This window comes from Ruegeria sp. B1 (genome assembly GCF_056535885.1).
Map to the genome: position 1 here is coordinate 221777 of NZ_JBQFJA010000002.1, position 21751 is coordinate 243527.

15 protein-coding genes and 2 pseudogenes are annotated in these 21751 nt (G+C 57.9%); 9 read left to right on the plus strand and 8 right to left on the minus strand.

Annotated features, from left to right (window positions below; translation table 11 throughout):
• The first annotated feature begins 67 nt into the window (after positions 1-67).
• The 4 genes and pseudogenes from ACR3ES_RS23675 to ACR3ES_RS23690 all read left to right on the plus strand — a co-directional run bounded on the left by ACR3ES_RS23675 (position 68) and on the right by ACR3ES_RS23690 (position 3298).
• A pseudogene (locus ACR3ES_RS23675) lies at positions 68-1185 on the plus strand (IS3 family transposase).
• 2 nt (positions 1186-1187) lie between these two features.
• Entirely contained in the window at positions 1188-1343 is a 156-nt protein-coding gene (locus ACR3ES_RS23680) for an integrase core domain-containing protein (RefSeq protein WP_480425923.1), read from the plus strand.
• A 31-nt stretch (positions 1344-1374) separates the two neighbouring features.
• Positions 1375-2477, plus strand: a protein-coding gene (locus tag ACR3ES_RS23685; protein WP_170438333.1) for an IS3 family transposase whose coding sequence is annotated in 2 segments (ribosomal slippage) — positions 1375-1636 and positions 1636-2477 — 1104 coding nt in all. Because the reading frame shifts where the segments join, the coding sequence is not laid out codon by codon here.
• 113 nt (positions 2478-2590) lie between these two features.
• Positions 2591-3298, plus strand: a complete 708-nt coding sequence (locus ACR3ES_RS23690; protein WP_480634792.1) for a hypothetical protein — start codon at positions 2591-2593, stop codon at positions 3296-3298.
• A 328-nt stretch (positions 3299-3626) separates the two neighbouring features.
• Here ACR3ES_RS23690 and ACR3ES_RS23695 read toward each other — a convergent pair whose 3' ends face one another.
• Positions 3627-4259, minus strand: a complete 633-nt coding sequence (locus tag ACR3ES_RS23695) for a TIR domain-containing protein (RefSeq protein ID WP_480425926.1) — start codon at positions 4257-4259, stop codon at positions 3627-3629.
• Positions 4260-4390: 131 nt separating this feature from the next.
• Positions 4391-5507: pseudogene (locus tag ACR3ES_RS23700) on the minus strand (IS3 family transposase).
• A 142-nt stretch (positions 5508-5649) separates the two neighbouring features.
• Between ACR3ES_RS23700 and ACR3ES_RS23705 the strand changes: the two are divergent.
• A complete protein-coding gene (locus tag ACR3ES_RS23705) occupies positions 5650-6561 on the plus strand; it encodes an MBL fold metallo-hydrolase (RefSeq protein WP_480425967.1) in 912 nt (303 codons plus the stop codon).
• A 192-nt stretch (positions 6562-6753) separates the two neighbouring features.
• Here the strand turns inward: ACR3ES_RS23705 and ACR3ES_RS23710 are convergent, their stop codons facing one another.
• From ACR3ES_RS23710 to ACR3ES_RS23730, 5 genes are all read right to left on the minus strand, one after another.
• Positions 6754-7488: a DUF4268 domain-containing protein gene (locus tag ACR3ES_RS23710; RefSeq protein WP_480425969.1), complete on the minus strand. Its 735-nt coding sequence runs from the start codon at positions 7486-7488 to the stop codon at positions 6754-6756.
• 36 nt (positions 7489-7524) lie between these two features.
• Positions 7525-7764, minus strand: coding sequence for a hypothetical protein (locus tag ACR3ES_RS23715; protein WP_480425927.1), 240 nt, complete (start codon positions 7762-7764; stop codon positions 7525-7527).
• Positions 7765-7900: 136 nt separating this feature from the next.
• Positions 7901-8257, minus strand: a complete 357-nt coding sequence (locus ACR3ES_RS23720) for a hypothetical protein (RefSeq protein ID WP_480426223.1) — start codon at positions 8255-8257, stop codon at positions 7901-7903.
• A gap of 29 nt (positions 8258-8286) precedes the next feature.
• Complete coding sequence (locus tag ACR3ES_RS23725) at positions 8287-8409, minus strand: hypothetical protein (RefSeq protein ID WP_480425929.1); 123 nt, start codon at positions 8407-8409, stop codon at positions 8287-8289.
• A 21-nt stretch (positions 8410-8430) separates the two neighbouring features.
• Positions 8431-18156: an AAA family ATPase gene (locus tag ACR3ES_RS23730; RefSeq protein WP_480426260.1), complete on the minus strand. Its 9726-nt coding sequence runs from the start codon at positions 18154-18156 to the stop codon at positions 8431-8433.
• Positions 18157-18870: 714 nt separating this feature from the next.
• Between ACR3ES_RS23730 and ACR3ES_RS23735 the strand changes: the two genes are divergently transcribed.
• The 4 genes from ACR3ES_RS23735 to ACR3ES_RS23750 all read left to right on the plus strand — a co-directional run bounded on the left by ACR3ES_RS23735 (position 18871) and on the right by ACR3ES_RS23750 (position 20944).
• Positions 18871-19215, plus strand: coding sequence for a hypothetical protein (locus ACR3ES_RS23735; RefSeq protein WP_480425777.1), 345 nt, complete (start codon positions 18871-18873; stop codon positions 19213-19215).
• Entirely contained in the window at positions 19212-19460 is a 249-nt protein-coding gene (locus ACR3ES_RS23740) for a hypothetical protein (RefSeq protein ID WP_480425778.1), read from the plus strand. Before ACR3ES_RS23735 ends, ACR3ES_RS23740 begins: the two co-directional genes overlap by 4 nt.
• A 261-nt stretch (positions 19461-19721) precedes the next feature.
• A complete protein-coding gene (locus ACR3ES_RS23745; RefSeq protein WP_480425780.1) occupies positions 19722-20402 on the plus strand; it encodes a nucleotide-binding protein in 681 nt (226 codons plus the stop codon).
• Complete coding sequence (locus tag ACR3ES_RS23750; RefSeq protein ID WP_480425782.1) at positions 20399-20944, plus strand: hypothetical protein; 546 nt, start codon at positions 20399-20401, stop codon at positions 20942-20944. Before ACR3ES_RS23745 ends, ACR3ES_RS23750 begins: the two co-directional genes overlap by 4 nt.
• 262 nt (positions 20945-21206) lie before the next feature.
• Here the strand turns inward: ACR3ES_RS23750 and ACR3ES_RS23755 are convergent, their stop codons facing one another.
• Positions 21207-21401: a hypothetical protein gene (locus ACR3ES_RS23755; protein WP_320243106.1), complete on the minus strand. Its 195-nt coding sequence runs from the start codon at positions 21399-21401 to the stop codon at positions 21207-21209.
• Positions 21402-21751: the final 350 nt, after the last annotated feature.

Genomic DNA, 21751 nt, shown 5'->3' on the forward strand with positions numbered 1-21751 from the left:
TGGTTAAGAAAGTGTCTTGGCCCCCTAAAACTGTGCCACAGTTGGCTTAGTTTTGGAGACGGGATTGATGGCGCGGAAACGGTATTCGGACGAAGATATTCTGCGGCTTTTGCGCGAGATTGAGCTGGGCCTGGCATCTGGTTCGGATGTCGCGACGGCGTGCAGAACGGCTGGTGTCAGTGATGCGACCTATTACACATGGCGCAAGCGGTTTGGTGGGATGGGACGATCTGAGATGGCCAATCTGAAGGCGCTGCAGAAAGAGAATGATCGGCTCAAGAAAATCGTGGCTGAGCTTGAACTGGACAAACTCATTCTCAAGGAGAGCCTTGATTATCTAAAGCCAAAGGCCTGACGGCAGACCAGCTTCGTCAGGCCGTGGTCCACACCCGACAAAAGCTGGCAACCTCTGAACGGCGCACCTGTCGCGTGATTGGATTGGCGCGGAGCACGCTGCAATACCGCGCAGCGCCAAAGGATGATGAGGCGTTACGTCTGGCGATGATCCGATTGGCCAAACGGTATGGGCGCTACGGCTACCGCAAGGTCGCCGAGCTGCTGCGTGTCGAAGGCTGGGCAGTCAATCATAAAAAGATCGAACGACTATGGCGCGAAGAAGGCTTGCAGCTCCCACAACGGCACAAGAAACGCAAACGGCTGTACCACAAGGACAGCTCGATCATCCGGCTCCGACCGCAACATCCCAATCACATCTGGAGCATTGACTTTGTCCACGACAAGCTGAGCAACGGACAGAGCTACAAGATGCTGACGGTGCTGGATGAGTATACCCGTGAGGCGCTCTGCGTAGCGGTCAAGCCGAAGATGAACAGCGCAGACGTGCTGGATGCGCTCTACCCACTCTTATTGCGGCACGGGAAGCCCGAACACATCCGTTCCGACAACGGCGCGGAGTTCATCGCAACGGCCCTGCAGACCTGGTTAAGAAAGGTGGGCATTAAGCCGATCCAAATCTACCCGGGATCACCTTGGGAGAATGGATACAACGAGCGCTTCAATGGCACTCTGCGCCGGGAAGTCCTCAACGCAGAATGGTTCCACACCACCAAACAGGCTCAGATCGTCATCAATACCTGGCTTAGACAGTACAATCGTGTCAGACCCCATCAGGCTCTAAACATGCGACCGCCCGTTCCAGAAACCTTGCTCAAAACTGGCCCATAGAATTGGGGCTGGACAACACCACCAAACAGGCTCAGATCGTCATCAATACCTGGCTTAGACAGTACAATCGTGTCAGACCCCATCAGGCTCTAAACATGCGACCGCCCGTGCTCTGCCCCCTGAAAACTGGATCGTTCGGAGCTGGAGTTTTCCGCTAAATTTCCCTGGCTGGGAGAGGAGCGGAATCGCATGAAAGCATCGAAGTTCACGGAGGCGCAGAAGGCCTTCATCCTGAAGCAGGGCGAGCAAGGCACACCGGTCGCGGAGATCTGCCGAAAGGCTGGGATCAGCCAGGCGACATACTTCAATTGGAAGAAGAAGTACGGCGGCTTGTTGCCTGACGAGATGCGCCGGCTGAAGGCGCTGGAGGACGAGAACACCCGGCTGAAGAAGATCGTGGCGGACCTGACGCTGGATCGGGAGATGCTTCAGGATGTCATTCGGCGAAAGCTCTGAAGCCTGGCCGTTTGCGCGAGATTGTCACCGGGATGTGCGTTGATTGGGGTGTGTCGATCCGGAAGGCTTGTGGGGCCATCTGCTTCGACACATCCACCTACCACTACAAGTCCCGGCGGACGGATCAGGCTGCCGTCGAACGGCGGATCAAAGAGATCGCAGAGACGCGTGTGCGCTATGGCTACAGGCGCGTCCACGTGCTTCTTAGACGGGAGGGTTGGGTGATCAACATGAAGAAGACACGCAGGATTTACAACGAGTTGGGCCTGCAGCTCAGGAACAAGCACCCCAAGCGCCGGGTGAAGGCAAAGCTCAGAGAAGACCGTCATGAAGCCGTCGGGCCTAACGATGTCTGGGCGATGGACTTCGTTCACGACCAGCTCGCCCTGGGTAGGAGGTTGCGCATCCTGACCGTCGTTGACACGCATTCCCGGCTCTGCCCTGCAGCCGATCCGCGCTTCACCTATCGGGGCGAAGATGTTGTGCAGACGCTCGAACGGGTCTGCGGGCAGATCGGCTACCCCAAGACGATCAGAGTCGATAACGGCAGCGAGTTCATCTCGCGGGACCTCGATCTCTGGGCCTACGCCAACGACGTTACCCTCGACTTCTCACGGCCTGGAAAGCCCACGGACAATGGCTTCATTGAGGCGTTTAACAGCAAGCTCCGGGCGGAATGCCTGAACGCGCACTGGTTCATGAGCCTTGCAGATGCCCGCGAAAAGCTGGAGGATTGGCGTCGGCACTACAATGAGGACAGACCCCACAGCGCAATCGGATACAACGTCCCGATTGCCATGCATTATCCCGATGGCGTCACCAGCCCGTCATCGTGATAGAGCCGGAAAAATCTAGCTTCTGGCGGTCCAAGGTTGGGGCTCAAGGCACCCGTTCCAGAAACCTTGCTCAAAACTGGCCCATAGAATTGGGGCTGGACAAAGGAAAGGGATTGACAGACGACCACCTTGAAAATCTCGACTACCCGATGTCACAGACTGCTGGCCTAACCTTGATGGCAATTATGGCGGACGTCTTGGCAGGAGACACTCGAGCACGAATTACTGATCAAGGCCGAGCCTACGCGACAATCGCCAATGTCCCGCAAGCAGTACGAGATGCCGAGGATACCGAGCGTGTGATCCCACTGACTTTTAAGGCAATTGGAATTGAATATGTCTCGCTAGAGCGACTTATTGATTTCAGAAAGCGAGAAGCAAGGGAAGCCGCCGGTTGTGATTACCGTACGATGCGACACAATTATCTTGATGCAATTCGCAAACATATTGACGAAGTTGCGAAGTATCCGTTTGGGACGCCAGACAGGGACGAGCTAGATCGTATATTTGAACAGAAAATGGAGGATGACCTTGCCGAATTGAAGGTCCAACTCGGCATTGCCAAAACAGACGCTCTCCTCTCCAAAAGTATGATAACGCTGGTACTGGGGGACTGCGCTAGCAGCTGCGGCATCCGCTCCAGTCTTCGAAATGCCAGAAGTTCTTGCAGGTTCGGGAGGCTTCGCCATGCTGGGAGGCGCGCTTGCAACCGGCCACAAATACGGAAAGCAAAGACGCGATACTCTGAAAAAACACCCGATGGCGTACCTTCATCAGATTGCCAATTGAGCAAACCCAAATACCCGCCACCAAGTCTCTAATGAACAGTTGCAATCGCTGACATGTTTCGGCTCTTGCTACGAAGAACTGCTTAGTCCGCGTCTGAGTTGTCGGATCAAGCTGCGGCGAAGATACTGTTTCGGTTGGGACGAAATCCGCGCCCTAGGACGGCTGCTTCGGTGACATGTGCTGCATCGCAACGAAACAGACGCTGCCATGCCGAAGAGATGCTGCGTCAGCAAAGCTCAAGAAGTGAATGGCTGCAAGGTCCGCTCTGCGTAAGCTCATGCGTGGTGCCGCGAATGACCGAAATTACACATGTTCTTCTCTTCTTACACTCCCAAATACGCAGCTTCGGGCCAATTGGGCCTAATACTGTTGTGCCAACTCTGGATTGTGGTTCCGCATTCTCATTGGAAGCGAAAGATCGTATTCATTGGTTTGAGCAACGCGCGCTGTGGCATCCACCAGGAATTTCAAGTTGGCAGGTTGGTTCTCAATCCGGTTCCAAGGAACAACCGAGAGCCTTACACTACGCTTCACAAGATTGTCGACGACCCTTTCTGGCATAGCTGGGAAACGTAAGAAGTAGTCAGCCTTGTTGTCGACGTGCACCCAACGTCCACGATAGTCTGGATATATGACCGACTTTTCACCAGGCAGGCTAGCGTGCCATGAAGTCGACCGTGTCGTAGGAAGATCAATGACAAGGATGCCGCTTCGACGGTTGACAGCGCCGTCAATCATGCTGGACTTCAACTCCCAATCGACGTGCTTGCGAAAGCGCGTTTCCGTCCCGCAGAGCAACACTGTCACTTCTGAGTCGCGGAGGTAGTTGTCACGGATGTATCGCCTGATCGATTGCGGTGGATAACTCTCGTCGATCTCGCCAACTTCGACCGACTGATCTTCAAAAGCACCGTGAACATTGGCTAGATAGGACAGATGCTCTCGATACTTTTGGTCATTCTTGTGGTGATAGCTAACGAACGCCTTCGTCATTAAAGTACTCCCGATACATGCACGGACATCAACACCATTGCGAGGCCGAGGATCATTACAATGATTGCAAGCCAGTGCGCGATTGATTTCCATTTGTTGGATACGTCAGGTACACCTGTCCAGCCCCAATTCTATGGGCCAGTTTTGAGCAAGGTTTCTGGAACGGGCGGTCGCATGTTTAGAGCCTGATGGGGTCTGACACGATTGTACTGTCTAAGCCAGGTATTGATGACGATCTGAGCCTGTTTGGTGGTGTGGAACCATTCTGCGTTGAGGACTTCCCGGCGCAGAGTGCCATTGAAGCGCTCGTTGTATCCATTCTCCCAAGGTGATCCCGGGTAGATTTGGATCGGCTTAATGCCCACCTTTCTTAACCAGGTCTGCAGGGCCGTTGCGATGAACTCCGCGCCGTTGTCGGAACGGATGTGTTCGGGCTTCCCGTGCCGCAATAAGAGTGGGTAGAGCGCATCCAGCACGTCTGCGCTGTTCATCTTCGGCTTGACCGCTACGCAGAGCGCCTCACGGGTATACTCATCCAGCACCGTCAGCATCTTGTAGCTCTGTCCGTTGCTCAGCTTGTCGTGGACAAAGTCAATGCTCCAGATGTGATTGGGATGTTGCGGTCGGAGCCGGATGATCGAGCTGTCCTTGTGGTACAGCCGTTTGCGTTTCTTGTGCCGTTGTGGGAGCTGCAAGCCTTCTTCGCGCCATAGTCGTTCGATCTTTTATGATTGACTGCCCAGCCTTCGACACGCAGCAGCTCGGCGACCTTGCGGTAGCCGTAGCGCCCATACCGTTTGGCCAATCGGATCATCGCCAGACGTAACGCCTCATCATCCTTTGGCGCTGCGCGGTATTGCAGCGTGCTCCGCGCCAATCCAATCACGCGACAGGTGCGCCGTTCAGAGGTTGCCAGCTTTTGTCGGGTGTGGACCACGGCCTGACGAAGCTGGTCTGCCGTCAGGCCTTTGGCTTTAGATAATCAAGGCTCTCCTTGAGAATGAGTTTGTCCAGTTCAAGCTCAGCCACGATTTTCTTGAGCCGATCATTCTCTTTCTGCAGCGCCTTCAGATTGGCCATCTCAGATCGTCCCATCCCACCAAACCGCTTGCGCCATGTGTAATAGGTCGCATCACTGACACCAGCCGTTCTGCACGCCGTCGCGACATCCGAACCAGATGCCAGGCCCAGCTCAATCTCGCGCAAAAGCCGCAGAATATCTTCGTCCGAATACCGTTTCCGCGCCATCAATCCCGTCTCCAAAACTAAGCCAACTGTGGCACAGTTTTAGGGGGCCAAGACACACTACGGTGACGGTCAGTGGTTCTGTATTGACAGTTGCCTAGAGGCGCATACAGGGCATCCAGCTACTCTTTCGTATTTACGGGCAATAGGAGTAGACCTTTCCAAACAGGTCAGCCACGTCGTTTTGACTCACACCGATGGAGATCATGTAAGAGGCATATCACAACTCTTTAGGGCATGTAGTAAAGCTCAATTGATCGTCCCATCCGCTTTAGATGATAGACATGCGCAAGCGTATCTTGCCAGTTTTTGCGACCCAGCAAGTCCCAATCTTTCTTTGGGAACAAAGGAAATCGTGGATATGCTGCGATTGCATGACGATCGAAATGATGGAACGGCAGTTCACTTTGCGAGCCAAGACCGACCGGTGTTTCAATCGTCAAAAACTCGGCTAACGTCGCTCGCGCCGGACGACATTTCAATTCGCAAGTTCGTCGATTCCATTGTGCAACACATCCCCGAAGTAGGAAGCGTTGGTCGATTGCCGCCAAAGCTCAAGCCAAACCACTCGTCGGTCGTACTCCTGCTTGAAACAGCGGGTGCCGCGTTCCTTTTTGGAGCTGATTTGGAGGAAGTGCCTGGAAAAGGTTGGTCTCGTGTCATCCAAAACTCTATTCAATTCAAAAATGCAAGTAATTTTCGGGTCTACAAAGTTGCGCATCATGGGTCTAAAGGCGCTCACTCAGAAGACCTGTGGAAGTCATTAGAGAAACCGATTTCATTATTGGCTCCGTTTAACCACGGTCGACACAAAATACCCAACAAGGAGGAGGCCAAACTTATCATCGAAAACTCCAGCCAAAGCTACTCCTCAGCGTCTTTCAAAACTAAACGAGCCAAAAGAGTATCTACGCTAGACCGTCAGCTTCGCCTCCATCGGATAAGGCGTAACGATGCCTTTCCTACGAGCGGTCATATTCGATACCGAATGCTGCCGACTGGAGAGGAACAAGTTGATCTGTTTGGTGGTGCGGTTGTTCTTGCCAAAGCGTCCTAAACAAGTAAGCGTCCGTTGAACCTAATCTAAACGTCATAGATTTCTGACCCGGTTGTGCTATGTCGAAATAGGAAGGTCAGCCCACCTAACAATGCGTTCGGTAATGCGATTTCAAGACCAGCAATTTCACCTTGAAATCAACTGCGTCGGATCACTGCAGATGCGAAAAAGCTTGCAACGTTCAATCAGAAGTCACTTGTCCAGCAATAGTTTTTCAGGCTTATCAGCTTCATGGAGCGCAGATAGGTCAAGATCGCGTATTGGTTCCGAAAAGCAGTCTCTTAGCTTCTCCATGTTTTCAGAGTACCAAGCGAAATATTCTTCCCATCTGGCTTTGTCAAATATGTCGATACCGTTCAGCCGTGTGGCAATTCGGGACCCTTTGCCGTTGTCCAAACGCTCCCAGATCAACGGCCCACCAAAGCGTTGTTCGTACCGCTCCTGGTCGGAGTGGAAATGATCGAAGATAAGTTTGGCGCTGTCGTCGCCTATCCAAACTTCCGCGCCTAAAAGTCCGTCTCTGCCATTAGCTGTGAGGGAAATATTAAAACCTGTGCGCCCTATGCTATGGCTCCACCAATGACCCTTTGGAGGTTTGCGGCTTCCAAATCCCGGTGTTCCACTTGCCATGTAGTCAGCAAAACTGGTCCAAAACTTATGGTATTTTTCCTGGCGATCATTCATCGGTGTTTCTGAAAGTTTACGCGCCCTGCTGCTGACGTGTCGGCTCCAATTATTGGGCTTTGCGACGACTTGGAAATGCGGGGCCAACGGTGACGTTCCGATTTGCAAGAGCTCAAGTTCTACGGCAAAGAACGAAAAGTCTTCGGGTGTATGTGAATTTAACCAATCAACAGCGGCGCGGTGCTCTTCGCGCACCTTTGTTGAGACCCAAACTACTTTCCGAACACCATCTAGGCCTGCCATATAGGTCAAGATTTGACCCAAATGGGTATGATCTGTTTATTCGAGCTGGTTTTCGACAAGAACAAACCCATCACGATCTCGCGCGATGATATCTGCAGAGAATGTGCCAACGGATTGCTCAGTTCCCTCGACCTCTGCTTCGGTGAAATGAAGTGTTTCGGCTAGGATTGCGAAATTTTCATCGCGAGCGAGCCACGGCGTGAAATCTGTAGCTTCGTTAGACCACGCGTCACGCGGCGAGATACGCTTTAAGTGGCTTAATGATACGTTACCCATTTTTGGACCTCCAAATTTCCTCTAAAAATTCAGGTGAAGGAACGATTCAATGTTACAATTTCCAGAATTTATTTTGAGCATTGTTCAGCCCTCACTTAACTTCGAGCCAAGTTCATCTGACAAGTCTTCGCGCTATCTATTTTGCCATTCTGCCTAAGATACTGGCAACTAGGATTTCAAATTTTCGCTTCTGCGGTTCGTGCTTGAGCCAAATTTTTTTTACGCCCTGTGGGAGAGGTGGTCGTGCCTGTCCGAGTTTATCGGCGAGCGCGCAGCGTGCAGCATAGCGCGCAAGTAAACGATCTTTTTCTAATCGAAGCTGCTTTCTCGTTTTTCTTGTTGGCGGTGAAGTTTTAGACGGTTTTGACTGCTTCTTTTTGGGCTTTACTGTTGGGTTTTTGACTTCGCAAGGATCATAACTCCACCCAGCACCATCGCGTGAGATAACGGTGTGGCCGCCAAGATAACTTCCTCTTGCCATCATAAATACCAATTCAAAAACAATATTATCGCGGGAATAGTTTAGTCTAGATCGGAAAGCCGCGTCAAAGCGCTGAACCGATAGGTCAGTTCCAGCACGGCTTTCATATCAATGACCCTGTTCTGCGGATGAATATCACCGATGCCATAATTGATGGCGGCCATTTTTCCTTACTTTTCCAACGATCAATCCATCTCATAGCCGCCGCGATCCCGATCCAGTCCACGTGTCATCTCTCTGGACAGACTGTCATGACGTCGGACCCACGGCAACGACAGCGTGTTGTCGGATCGGAACAGTTCCATCAGGCCGGCGCGGAAGCTCTGCGGCTGTAGGGGCAGGGCGGGTATGGAACGGGGGAGCGAGCTTTGCGGGTTGGCCAATTGCTCGATCTCTTTGTGGGTGAACGCAGTGTACATGCGCTCGAGCACAGACTTCTGTTTCTCTTCTCCGAGCAAATCCCATTTGGCCAGATCCTCGACCAGCTCTTTACGTTCCTCGCGGATTTTCTCGGCTTTCGGCAATGCCGAAGCGGCAGCAGCCCGCACAACGGCCTTTGCGACCTCTGTGCCCTGTTCCGGATAGGTGGCTGGCAGGAACGCTGTTGCCCGGGCGATGGTTTTGTCTGCGTCGGTGATTTTGAAATCATCTGGCTTTATGGCCTCGATGCGCGCCTTCAGTTTGCTGTCGTACATTGATGTCAGCTTCGGATCGATCCGCTCAAACGGGTTTTCGTTCCTGTGCGTGGCGCGCGTGACATAGTAATCGTTGACAGTGTCCCGGGCTCCGCTGACTTTCAACACCGTTCCGATAACGTCTATCTTGATCGCATTGATATGACGTGCGCGTGCGATGCGTCGCGCTGCCTCTTCGGTTTTTTGGGAATCCTCGGGAGCAAACTGCGCCCCGCTAGAGAGCAATCGCCGTATGTCGCCCCGCAGATCCGCACGATCATGAACCGGGTCGCTGCCGGGAATATGCTGCGTGACAGCAGAGGCCAACGAGCGAGCCAAGTGCCCCAGCCGCGGTGGGGCAGGGCGTGCGGGCGCGGTTGACTGTGGGATCTCCCGCAAGGGTGCAGGCACCTCAATCAATGGCTGACCGGTATCGATCACCAGTGTGCCGTCAGCGGTGCGTGTCAGCGTGGCCCGGTCGTCAGCCATCATCCGAGGACTGTTTTCCTTGTAGGCCTTGAGAAAGCTTTCGACAAAGCCGGGACCGCGGGATCTGTGCGGCACGAAGGCCTTGAGCACGGCCCGTGCCGCAGCGGCCTCGCTGTTCGGGATGAGATTGGAGAGCCGTCGGGGTGACGGAAGCCGGATAGGTGACCCGCCTTGCCGGGCAAAGGGGGGCAAGGTTCGTTTCTGTGCCGGGGCAGGGGCCTTGGGGGCGGTCGGGATTTGCTCGACCACCCGGGCCTCGAGCGTTTCAATGCCGGGGCCCGCGCGGGCAATGTGCGCCTGCTCGGCATAGAGATCGAGACCGCGGCGGAAGTGAGTAACAAGATCAGCCTCACCCTGTGTCTCCGCAAGTTCCACCGCCCGGGCCAGAACCAGGGCCGCGGGCAAAGCCTTACCGTCACGTCCCGGTCCGGCTGTGGCCAGCGCCAAACGCTCCGCGCGCGCCACAAGGTCTTTTGTACCACGCCGTTGAAGCATGGATTTTCCCTGCAGCCGGATGGACTGCCTGACAAAACTGTCGAGCCTGTGCCGCACTTCCGGAGCTGGAGCTGTACCGGTCTCAAGGATCGCGCCAGCGGTAACCTCACCGATGGCTTCAGCGCCAATGCCTGCTGGCAGACCATCAGACCCTTGCAGTCGCAGCGTTTCGCCACGCGTGGCCTGCCGCATCGCAAGCGCAGGATCAAAGCCGTAATCCAGCGCCCCCCGCGCCCGTCCGTCTGTCTGCAGGATCTTGCGAACAACGGAGATGTGCCGGTCTTCACTGGCTGGCACCACCACGTTGAGCTGATCCTTATGCAACGCCATTCCCGTGTTCAGAACTTCACGGCTCATGGCCGGGTTGACCAATAGATGCACGGACCCATGATCCAGACACCGCGCACCGTGCACGGTGCTTGCGAAGGCAAAGCGGTACCGAAACGCCTCATCCTCACCTTTGAACACGACTTCCTTTTCGGCGCCGCCAGATCTGCGCAGCCGAATCCGAACACTCTCCGCATCCCGCGCCACCACGTCGCCGATGCTGCCAGGCCCCAGTGCCGCCGCATCGTAATATTCCGTAAGGGCAATCCGGTCGCCAACCTGCAAGGCTGCAACCGATCCTGTATGCTGCGCCGTGTCTTTGAACGCCGCCCGCTCCGGCATGATCTCGTCCAGCTTCGCGCGGATTGCCGTGTTGAGCTTCTCTACCTCGGCACCCGACCAGGCCAGGGCGATCTTTGTTTCGGAACCATCTGCAACATAGTCCCGCGCCAGGGTCTCGATCGTCGCGTGTGAGGTACCACCAGCCTGGAATACACCTGCTGCTTCCAACGCTTTGAGGCCTTGCGCCGCCCGCTCGCCCTGCTCCGGAGCTGCCAGATCCGCCAGCGCCTTTGCCAGCCCCGGATCGCTCTGCCGGTGGCTGTCCCCGAGCGCGATCGACCCCATGCGCGCCTCCAGCATCTGCCAGACCGGCCCCGCCCCAAACGGACCGGGTTGTTCTGGATCCGCCAGCATCACCAACTGCGCACCGCTCTTCTCCACCAGGTCAAAAAGACGCTTGCCGGTTTCCGCATCGAGCTGGCCCGCGTCATCGAGTACGATCATGCTGCCCGCTGTGAGCGACAGCAGTGGATCAGCCCCCTCGGAACCTGCCGATGCCAGTTCCGTAAAGTGACGCGCACTGAACACCCGCCGCTCTCCGGCCGCCCGCAGGGCCCCAAGCCCCGCACCGGTGGGGGCGAGCGTATAGACATGATCGGATCCGGCCTCGCGATACCCTTTGGCCAGCAAGCTTGCCAGCCTTGTCTTACCAGTACCGGACGCGCCCCGAACAAGGCTGAGTCGGGACCCGTTTGCAACATCGTGCAGCGCCTTCGCCTGCTGCTCGTCCAGCCCGTGCCGGCGGACAAGCTGGTCAAGCAGAGTGCCATCCGGGCGAGGAGCCTTTACATCCTGTCCCGGCAGATGGGTGCTGAGCCCCAACCGCAGACCCTGATCGACAACATCCGTCTCCATCGCCACCTGTGATCTTGTGCTGTAAATCCGACCCTCACCACCGATTCCCTCATCGCTCAGAATGATCAGGTCCGGATGCTGCATCGCCTCGCGGAAGAGGCGCAGGAAGGTGGCGGGATGTTGGGTGACACGGGTCAGTGCACCCGCCACATCCGCCGCGCGCAGGGTTGATTGTTGTTTCAGCAGATCATCCACCACTTTTGCAGGGCTGGACGTATAGCCCCATGGATCTTCGCCGACCAAAGCCTGCCCCTGTGTGAACTCCGCCTTCAACAGCCCGCTGATCCGGTTGGCAACCCCCGACAGATGCGCATCCGCTTCGAAGGCCACAATGGGAGCCGGCGTGTCTTCCGGCAGCAGATCGGCACGGGGCTCAACCACCCCCGGGGCGGCCAGGCGGGGTGAAGACCGGCGTGGTGACAGGGCAGGGCTGGTCGGATCCGCATCGGGATCGTCCAACCGCAGATAGGCGTCGCGCAGCATTGCGGCCTCCAGCTCAGCCATGTCCTCCAGCCGGTCTTTCGGAGCATACAGCTCGAACGCCTGGTGGTGCCGGGTCGCCATTACGGTGAGTACATGCCGGTTCATATAGCCGTGGCCCAGCCCATAGACATAGTCTTTGGACATGCCCTGCGACTTGTGAACCGTAGTGGCATAGCCATAGTCGAAGCTGCTGAACTCATTCAGATCGACCGTGATCGGCCGGGTATGCTTATCGATCAGGATGTCCAACTGCTGCGCCCGGATCGCCTGGACCGTGCCAAAGCTCGACTTCGGGATTCCCAGCCCGCGATGGCTCGCCGTGAACATGATGCGATCGCCCGTGCGCAGCTTCAGCGGCAGGTGGATTTTCCGCTCCCGCTCTCCGTCTCGCAGGATCCGCACGATCTCGCCGCAGTCCCGCTCCGGACCCTGCAACTCACCGCGCTGACCCGCCTCTGATCGCAACGCGGCGTTCAGGGCCCAGACATCCCTGTTTGTATAGGCCAGCGCAATCCGCTTATCAGGTGCGCCACGCTCGAAATACCTCTGAGCGATCTGTGCGATGGCCCCAGACACATCCTCGGTGAAGCGGATATCGCCCTTATCATGGTAAAACTGCAGCGCGCTGATTGCCTCGCTGCCACCTTCTTCCAGCTGTTTCGAGGCATGGCGTTCGAGATGGTTCTCCTGCCGGATCACCTCATACATCGCGGTGAACCCGATGGGCTCCTGCTCCATCAGAACCAACTGTGCGCTGCTTTCGCTGGTGGGCTGCAACTGCCCCGGGCCACCCACGGCGACCAGCTTACCGCCAAGCGCATCGATCCGCTTTTGGACCCGTGCCCAGGTGTCACCCCCCACCATACCGGCCTCATCCATGAAGAAGACAAACCGACCCGATGCTGGCCGCCAACCCCGCTCCCAGCGCGCCTCCCAGGCCGCTAGAGTCGCAACATCCATATGTTTTACATCTGTGGCCAGATCTTGGGTAATTGGGCCGGATGACGCACCGCCGATCACCTCGTAGCCGCGCGCCTGCCAGACTTTGGCCGCCTCGCCGATCACGTAGCTCTTGCCCGCACCAGGATCGCCTGTCACCAGGGTCAGCCGCTTTGCGTCCAGCATCGCCAGGGCTCCCGGGCGCTGCCCTTTTGTCAGGCTGGGGGACAACAGATCGAGATGGGCCTGTTCATCCACATCAAACCTGTCTGTCGCCATGGCCAAACCCCGGGAGATCAGGTCCATCTCCACCGCCGAGCGCGCGCCGGTGCTGTATTGCGCCTGTCCGCCCGGTCCCGTCTGCGCGATCTGCACCACTTCTGGCATGTCGAGCACCAGCTCAGCCAGGTCCCGCGCCTCTCCGCGACCCGCTTCGAGATAAGAACGGGCGGAACGGACAAGCTCCTCCTCCGTAAAGATCGCCCGTTCCGCCGCAACCAGGCTCAGCATGTGTTCGGGATGTGCCCGCAGGAACGCCGCGTTCGCCGCGCGGATCTCCGCACTGGCAGGACTCTCCAACACCGGGGCAGGGGCCTGAGACCACGGATCTGGCAACTCATCCACCAGGCGCGGCTCAAGCCCCTCGATGCCCGGTCCCCGCCGGGCTTCTTCGGCACGCGCCCCATATAGACCCAGACCACGCTGGAACCGCTCTGCCAGGTCATCCTCTCCAAGAGCTTCCGCAGCAACCGCCCCGCGCGCAAGGACCAGCGCTGCCGGCAGGCTGCGTCCGTCGCTGCCCGGACCGGCCCGGTCCAGCGCCAGCTGATCGGCGTGCGCTTCTGTTCCGGGCGGCAGGCGTCTGCGCAAGATTTGCCAGCCATCTTCTTCGGCGACATGGCGCACCATATCGGTCAGCGCGCTGCGCGTTGCATTTGTCGGCGCGGCCCCTGTTTCAAGAATCTGCGCGCCGATCAGCTCCGCCATTGCTTCGCCACCAATGCCATGGGGCAGGGCGCGGGCAGGGGGCACGTCTGTCGGCCCGATCAGTTCGGATGCTGGTGCTTCCGGAACACCTGTGGCGGGTCTGACCGCCTCCGGCCCCATCCAGAGCGCCAACCGTTCCGCACCCTCGACGATCGCATCCTCTCGCAGCTCCATTGCCTGGCCCCGCAGAGCTTCCCGCGCTGCCAGCGACACATCGAACCCGTAGTCCAGCGCACCCCGGCCTGTCCCATCCTTCCGCTGGATGGCCCGCACCGCACGCCCCAGGTTGTCCTCCGGCACCGGCAGAACCACGTTCAACGCGGTCTGGTGCAACGACATCGCCGCGTCCAGCACATGACGGGTCATGCCCGGGGTGGCCAGCACATGCACTGACCCGTGGCTCCTTCCATCAGCCCCATGCACTGTGCTGGCAAAGCCAAAGCGATAGCGGAAATCTCGATCCTCCACTGAGAAGGTTAGATGCCGCTCCGTCCCGTCGGGCGCGGCCATCAGCAGGGCAACTCCATTGGCATCATGGCGCAGAACCTCGCCCTCGCTGCCGGCAGGCAGGTTGGCCCCGAAATACCCGCCCGAGAGCAAGATCCGATCGCCCGGGCGCAGAGCTGCAATCGATCCGATCGGGGCCTCGGCAAGATCCTTACTATCCACGAATGGGCTCGCCTTTATTGCCCGTTCGGGATAGCGCGCATCCATGTTCTCCCGGATCAGCCTGTTGAGCTCGTTCACATCCGCCCGGGCCTGGGCAACCACGAGTTTCGAGGACACCGCGTCGCGCACGTAATCCTTCGCGATCCGGTCCAGCGCCAGGACCCTTGTCTCTCCCGCCTGGAACACACCTTCTGCCATGAGCCCGGAAAGACCCCGTTCCGCCGGACCTTCCCCTTGCGGATCGCCGGGAACACCCGTCGGGGCCTGCCGGAACGCTTCCAGCATCTGTTTGCGCGCCGGATCGATCTGCCGCAGGCTGTCCCCGAGACGGTGCCCACCAACCCGATCCTCCAGCATCCGGAAAACCGGGCTGGCCTCCAGGGCAGCAAACTGGTGCGTATCCCGCAGAGCCACGATCTTTGAGCCATGAGTTTCTGCAAGGCCGATCAGGCGATCCGCTGTTTCCGCACCCACGAGACCGGCATCGTCGAGCACGATCACGCTGCGCGGCATCAGCGCGATCCGCCCGTCTGCAACCCGCTCCTCGAACTGGCGGATGCTCATCGCACCGCTTTCTCCGACCCGCCGTAACCGATCGACACCAGCACTCGTCGGCGCGATCGCATTAACCTCTTTCACCCCGGCCGCGCGATAGGCCCGCGTCAGCGCCCCAGCAACCCGGGTCTTGCCTGATCCCGATGGCCCGCTGACAAGGCTCAGCCCCGGCTGATCGATCGCGGCCCGGAATGCGGCCTCCTGTTCCCGGGTCAGACCAGAGCTTTGGATTTCGGCTGACAGGAGCGCCTCTTCCCCAATTCCGTGCAGAGACTGGCCGAAGGCCTTCGACCGGGCTGTGCCTGCATGGGGCAGATGTTCCAGCAGCGACAACCGCACACCACGATCCAGGACATTCATCTCCTGGGCCACCTGCGTCCGCGTACTGTAGATCCGCCCTTCACCATTGCGGCCACCTTCGTCGAGGATGACCAGGTCGGGATGTTCCATCGCCTGCTTGAAGAGCCGCAGGAAGGTCTCGGGGTCCTTGGTGATCTGCGACAGCGCATCCGCAACATCCGTCGCCCGGAAAACCGCCTGCCGTTCCATCATCTCGTCGATGACGCGCCAGGGATCCTGCGCATAACCTTGCGGGTCCTCTTCCAGGATCGGGTCCCCGCCCACGAACTCCGCCGAAAGCAGGCCGCCCACGCGCGAGGCTATACCTGACAGGTGCGGATCGCCGATGAACCGTTCCCGGACCAGATTCTGCACGGTCTCGCTGGCGGGTATGAGATCCAGTCGGTCCGTCGCAAGCCCGCTTTCCGCCAGCCCGATACCTGCGCGCCGGATCTCGTCTGGCGTCTCAGACCCATCGATCCACAGGTGGCTTTTGGTACCGAACAGATCCTTCAGGTCTTCGAGTGTCTCGATCCGGGTCTTCGAAACGTAGAGATCCACCCCCTCTTCATGCCGTGTCATCGCCACGTTGCCCAGGTAGCGATTCATCCGGGGATGCGCCAGGATATGTACTCGCTCTTTCGACATACCCTGCATTTTATGGATCGTAGCCGCGTAGGCGTAATCGAAGCTGTTGAACGCCTCCAGGTGCACCCGCACCGGGGCATCGGCGCCATCAAGCAGGATATCCAGCGCCTTGTAGGGCTTTGCCACCACCGTACCCATGCTGGACTTCGGGATACCCAGTTCACGGTGGGAGGCTGTGAACATCAACCGCTCGCCCTCCCGCACCCGAAGCGGCAGCTTCAGGCGCACATCCCGCGTGCCCTGACGGTCGATCCGAATGATCTCTCCAAGGTCCTGTTCACGCTCCCCCAGCTCGCCGCGGTTAATTGCCTCGGCGCGCAGCAAATCCTGCAGCGCCCAAACGTCCCTGTTCGACACCGCTCCCGCAATCCGCTCAGAGCTATGACTGACAGGCACATCGAAATACCCCTGGACCAGCTTTGCAAAGGTCTCCTCGTTTTTTTCCAGGAAGTGGATATGGCCCGCGCCGTGGTAATGATCGAGCGCTTGATCTATGTGTTTCCCGCCCTGTGCCAGCTGCCATGACGCTTTCAGATCGTCTTCGTTGTTCTGCCGCACGATCTGGTCCATCAGCACCGGGTCTTTTACTTCCAGCAAAGCGTTCACGATGCTTGCATCCATGACCGGCTGCAGCTGCTCGCCATCGCCCGAAACGATCAACTTGCCTCCCATGTCCGAGACCCGCTTGAGGACCCGCACCAGCGTATCACCCCCGACCATGCCAATCTCGTCGAGGAAGAAGACGAACTTGCCTTGTACGGGAAGGGCGCCCCGGGCCCAGCGGGACTCCCAGGCCGCAAGACTGGCGATCTCCATCTCCGGTATTGTAGAGAGTTCCTGTGTGGCCTTACCCGAGATCGCCCCACCAAGGACCTCATACCCGCGGGCTTTCCAGACCTTTGCGGCCTGACCGATGGTGTAAGTCTTTCCCACGCCACCGTAGCCAGTAACCAGCGACAACCGATCCGGGCTGACCATCTCCAGCGCCGCATTGCGCTGCGTTTCCCGGAGACCCTCGGAGAGCAGATCCAGCCGATCGGACGCATCCACACTGAGTGACTGACGCGCCAGAACCTTGGCATCGAGAACAAGATTGCGCTCCCTGTAGGCCCGCGCCCGCGTGGTCAGACCAGGCCATTTCTCACCCGCCCGATCCTCAATCATGCAGTCCAGTTCCACCAGCTCCCTCGACGCCATCGCAGTATTCACCAGTGATCTGACCTCATCTTGGCCGGCATCATCGAGCCGCCTTTTGAACTCGTTTTCAATATCCAGTTCGGAGAAGATCGTGGCCTTCGCCGAAACCACTGTAAGCACATGTTCGGGATTGGCGCGCAGGTAGGCGGCATTGTCCCGCCGCACCTGGGCAATACGATCTTTCTCCCGGGCCAGATCGCCGGACTGTTCCGCATGCTCCGCGATGTGCGGATTGTAGGTGTCGGGCTTCAGCTCAATGCCCTGTTCTTCGAGTGTGCGGTGATCGATCCGCTGGTGCAGGCCTGCCCGCTCCAGGGCTATATTGGCCGCGTTTGCCCATTCCATCCGCCAGCTGCGCAGCAGGGATTTATGGTCCCATGCCATATTCTTTTTACCCCAGGCATCGGGTCCGAGATCCCTCATGCTGGCCATTACGTGGATATGCGGGTTGTCCTCGAGATCATGGAACGTGCAATCTGCGATCATACCGCGATCTGCAAAGCTGCGCTCCACGAACTCCCGGCTCAGCCTTACTTTCTCTTCAAAACTCAGCTCCAAAGGTAGCGCAAAAGTTACGCTTCGGGAGAGCCGGGCTCTGTCACGACGGGAGTGTTTGCTGTGAACTTCGATGAGGGTCAGGTCTTCCCACAGCCTTGTGGATACCTTTGCCACTTCGGCCCGGGCCTCGGGGCTGTCACCGAGAAATGTCAGGTAGCGCTGCTTTGCCCAGTCGGGTGCATCCTCTGGAACTGCGATCCAGCTATAGGCAACCTCATCTTTCCCGGTGTAATCAAAGGTTTTGCCTGTGGTAACGTCTTTGACCTTTATGCCATGACGATAGGCGGCGGCTGCGATGGCTCCGTTTCCGCTGCCGCGGGACAAAATGCTGACGTTGAAGTAGTAAACCGCCATGGGGCATTGGAGCACCGTCTGTATGAGATGTCAATCTCATACGTAAACGCGCCTACGCTGATTTCTTCTAAATCAGTTCAAACATCTCTCTGTCACACCCTTTGTGCCAACCCAGAGCCCTATTCTCGTGGTAAGCGCCAGATTTGCCGCGTAGTGCCAAACGCGACGTTGCCACATGGCACCCCAAATCGAGTGACATCACGAGACGACAGCCGGGCGATCATGGCGCAAAACCGTTCAGGCAGGGCAAAATCTGCCCCACTATACTGGGGGCCAGCGACCTGCAGGGCTTTCAGCTCTGACGCGCTGGCTGTCCCGGCCGGAACGACAGCCACATACCCGGAACGCCAACGCCTATGGCAAACTTGGCGGGCAAGGGCGACCTGCAGAAATAGCCACAGGCGCGATTTCTGGGCCGCTGAGCGCGGTTTCTGTATTTTGGCAGGGGCAGGGGAGCCGCGGACCCCTGTTAAACCCGCTCTACGGCGCGCTCTGCGGCTCGCTAGCTCTCTCGCCCTCAACCTGCCAGACATGCATAGCCATGTATTGCCTTGGCAATTCATGCGAAGCATCATTATATCACTGCATAACTTGCTTTAGCGTGGTAACAAGTGCCGCCACGGCTCAGCTTGTATTAGCTCTCTTGCCTTGCATGACACTTGAAAACATTGCAAAGATTGGCACAGTGATTGACAATTGACGAAAGGTTAAGACATGGCAGGGCAACCCGGCGCGTTCGAAAATGCACTCGACAATCTTCGGAGCACTCAGAAAGAGAAACCGGGCAGGGAACGGTCTGCCTCCATATCCGACGATCAACCCGATCCGAAACCTGCTTCGGCATCGAAGAAACCCAACACGCCCCCAAAGGTTCGGCGTCTCCGGAAACCCGGAACTGTCGCCAATACCGCGTCGTTCAACCAGCGTGTTGATATAGACGTGATCAACTTCCTATATGATACTGCCCGGGAAACCGGCTGGACCATGAACCGGACCTTGCGCGAAGCCGCGCGGACACTGGCGAAGGCACGGGGCGATAAGAAAGGGGCAGGACTGTGACGAAAAAAGAAACCGCTGCACGTGATGCGTCTGCCAAGCCAATAAAACGACCCTCACCGGTTCGCTCACTAAAGGGGCGCAGGAAGTCTTACACCGAACCGTTCAACCATCGCATCGACGGCGACATCAAAGCCTACCTCTACGACATTGCGCTCGCCAACGACTGGACCATGAACCGCACCTTGCGCGAAGCAGCCAAGGCTTTGGCAACAGCACGGGGCGATCAAGAAGGAAACACACTTTGACAATGCGACCGCTTTCCGACGTTTCTCAGCAATTGGGGCCGCCTGGGCGGCCCCGGCACCCAGCCTCTGAATGTCTGGATCGAAATCTTCCGGAGGAAATTTCGGCTCTCCAATATCCCCGAACCGGGGGTTTCGAAGGGGGCACCCCCTCGGCGACTGCGCAGCCATTGGCTGCGCACCGGTCGCGCGGTGCAATCGCACCGCACATTAACCCGCCCATGCGTTGACAAAGACACGGGGCGATAACAAAGGAAGCGAACTTTGAGCGCACATGTCTGGGCCACTGCCAGCACCAAGGGCGGTGCAGGGAAAACAACACTCATCGCAATCCTCGCCGGAGAGATCGTGAGACTTGGCGGAACCGTCGCGCTTATCGATGGCGATCCGAACACGCCGCTGCTCAACTGGGTGAACCGGTCGGACCTGGCGAAACGGATCCCGGTCATCGTTGACACCGATCCGGAAGGCTCCGAATTGGAGAGCAACATCGAGAAGGCGTCCGGGCAGGCGGAGTTCGTTTTGCTGGATACGGAAGGCACGGAAAACGCGCGATCGGCGCTGGCTGCGCAACTGGCCGATCTCGTTCTGATCCCGATGCAGTATTCCGCCCTCGATCTGAACGAGGCGACCAAGGTCAGGACCTTTCTCACCAAGCTGGAAACCCGAACCGGCCGGGCGCGACCAAACGTGATTGTTCCGACGCGGGTTCCGGCCGCGATCAGGTCGCGAACTCAAAAGGGCATTGGCGATCAGCTGACAGCCCAAGGCTTCCCGGTGCTGGATCCACCGGTGTTGGAAAAAGACGCCTACCGCCAGATATTCAGCGAAGGGTGTCTGTTGCAGGATTTGCCACCGGCACCTGCGCTGACTTCGGCGCATCAGAATGCGCAGGCACTTCTTCAGGGGCTGGCCACGATCTACGGCGCAGCACATGCCGCATGAAGGGCCTGCTCTCCGCGATCCTGCGTCCAGCGATCCTCTGGACGGTCGCGATCTCAGCGGTCGCCGGTGTCCAGACCTCGCTCGCGCTGCCTCAACTGACCTACTTTCTTGTGATCGTCTTCGCTCTTTTCTGGGGCGTTGAAGCCATAACCTGCTGCCTCGTCTGGTCACCGTTTGACGGCACGCGCGATGCTCTGGGCCTGCTCACCGCTTTGGTACTGTTCCAATACTGGCCCACTGTGAACATCAAGGGCGGTCTTATGATGCAGGCCGCCGGGCCACAATTCGAGTTGCTGACGGACTCCGGACTGGCAACGTGGTTGATTGCGGGCGTGACAATATCCGATTGGCTGTTGCCTTGGCTATTGAGCGTCTCGGCTGGGATTCTTGCGCTTGGCAGCGTCATGCGCCTGTTGCGGCCAAAGCCGTCAAACAAGCCGACCACAGATGCGGCGGGGGCAGGGCCAGTTTCAGCCGCTCCCCGTCAAAGCGGCTACGTAGCATCTGAAGAAAATCCTCTCGACACATTCCGGCGTTTCTAGGCAATTGGGGCCGCCCAGGCGGCCCCGGCACCCAACCTATGAACGTCTGACCCGAAATCTTCCGGAGGAAATTTCGGCTCTCCAATATTTCCGAACCGGGGGTTTCGAAGGGGGGCACCCCCTCGGCGACTGCGCGGCCATTGGCTGCGCACCGGTCGCGCGGTGCAATCGCACCGCAGGTCTTTTTGATTGTTATTAAACAGGCGATCTGCCCAACATCATGCGGAAACGCAGAAAAGCGGCCCCGAGGGGCCGCAAACTGTCAGGTTCCGATGAAGTTCAAGACTGCTGCCGTGATTGCCGCCGTGGCACCGATCAGTGCAGCTGCAGCCAGAAACGGTGCTAAGAAGGTATTGACGCCGATCTGTTTTGTTTCAGCAATCAGCTTCGCCACTTCAGCGCGTAGTTTCTCGTCTGTCAGTTTTACTTCAGCTTCGGTCATGTCGTTCATGCTCATGATGATCTCCTTTGAATATAGGGTGAAAACCGTCTGAAAGCAAAGCGAACTCGCCCGCCCTGCACGGTCGCGGGCATTTGGACACGCCGAGTCAAGGACCGCTGAAAGCGGCGTGCGAGCGACGCGCTTGCGCGGTGCGAAGTCCTTTACCGGTGTGGGATAATGACAAGACCGTGTGGGGGTGGGCCGCCCGGCCCTGGGCCGCGCCCGGCGCGGGCCAGGTTAACAGCCGGGCACGAATGTCACGGGATCTGCAGGGCGCAACGTGCAAATGATGTGACTGGCCGGACCTGCAACGGTTCATCAAGGGTCCGGCCGCGGTGGCGTCTTTCGGCACGCAACACCCCACC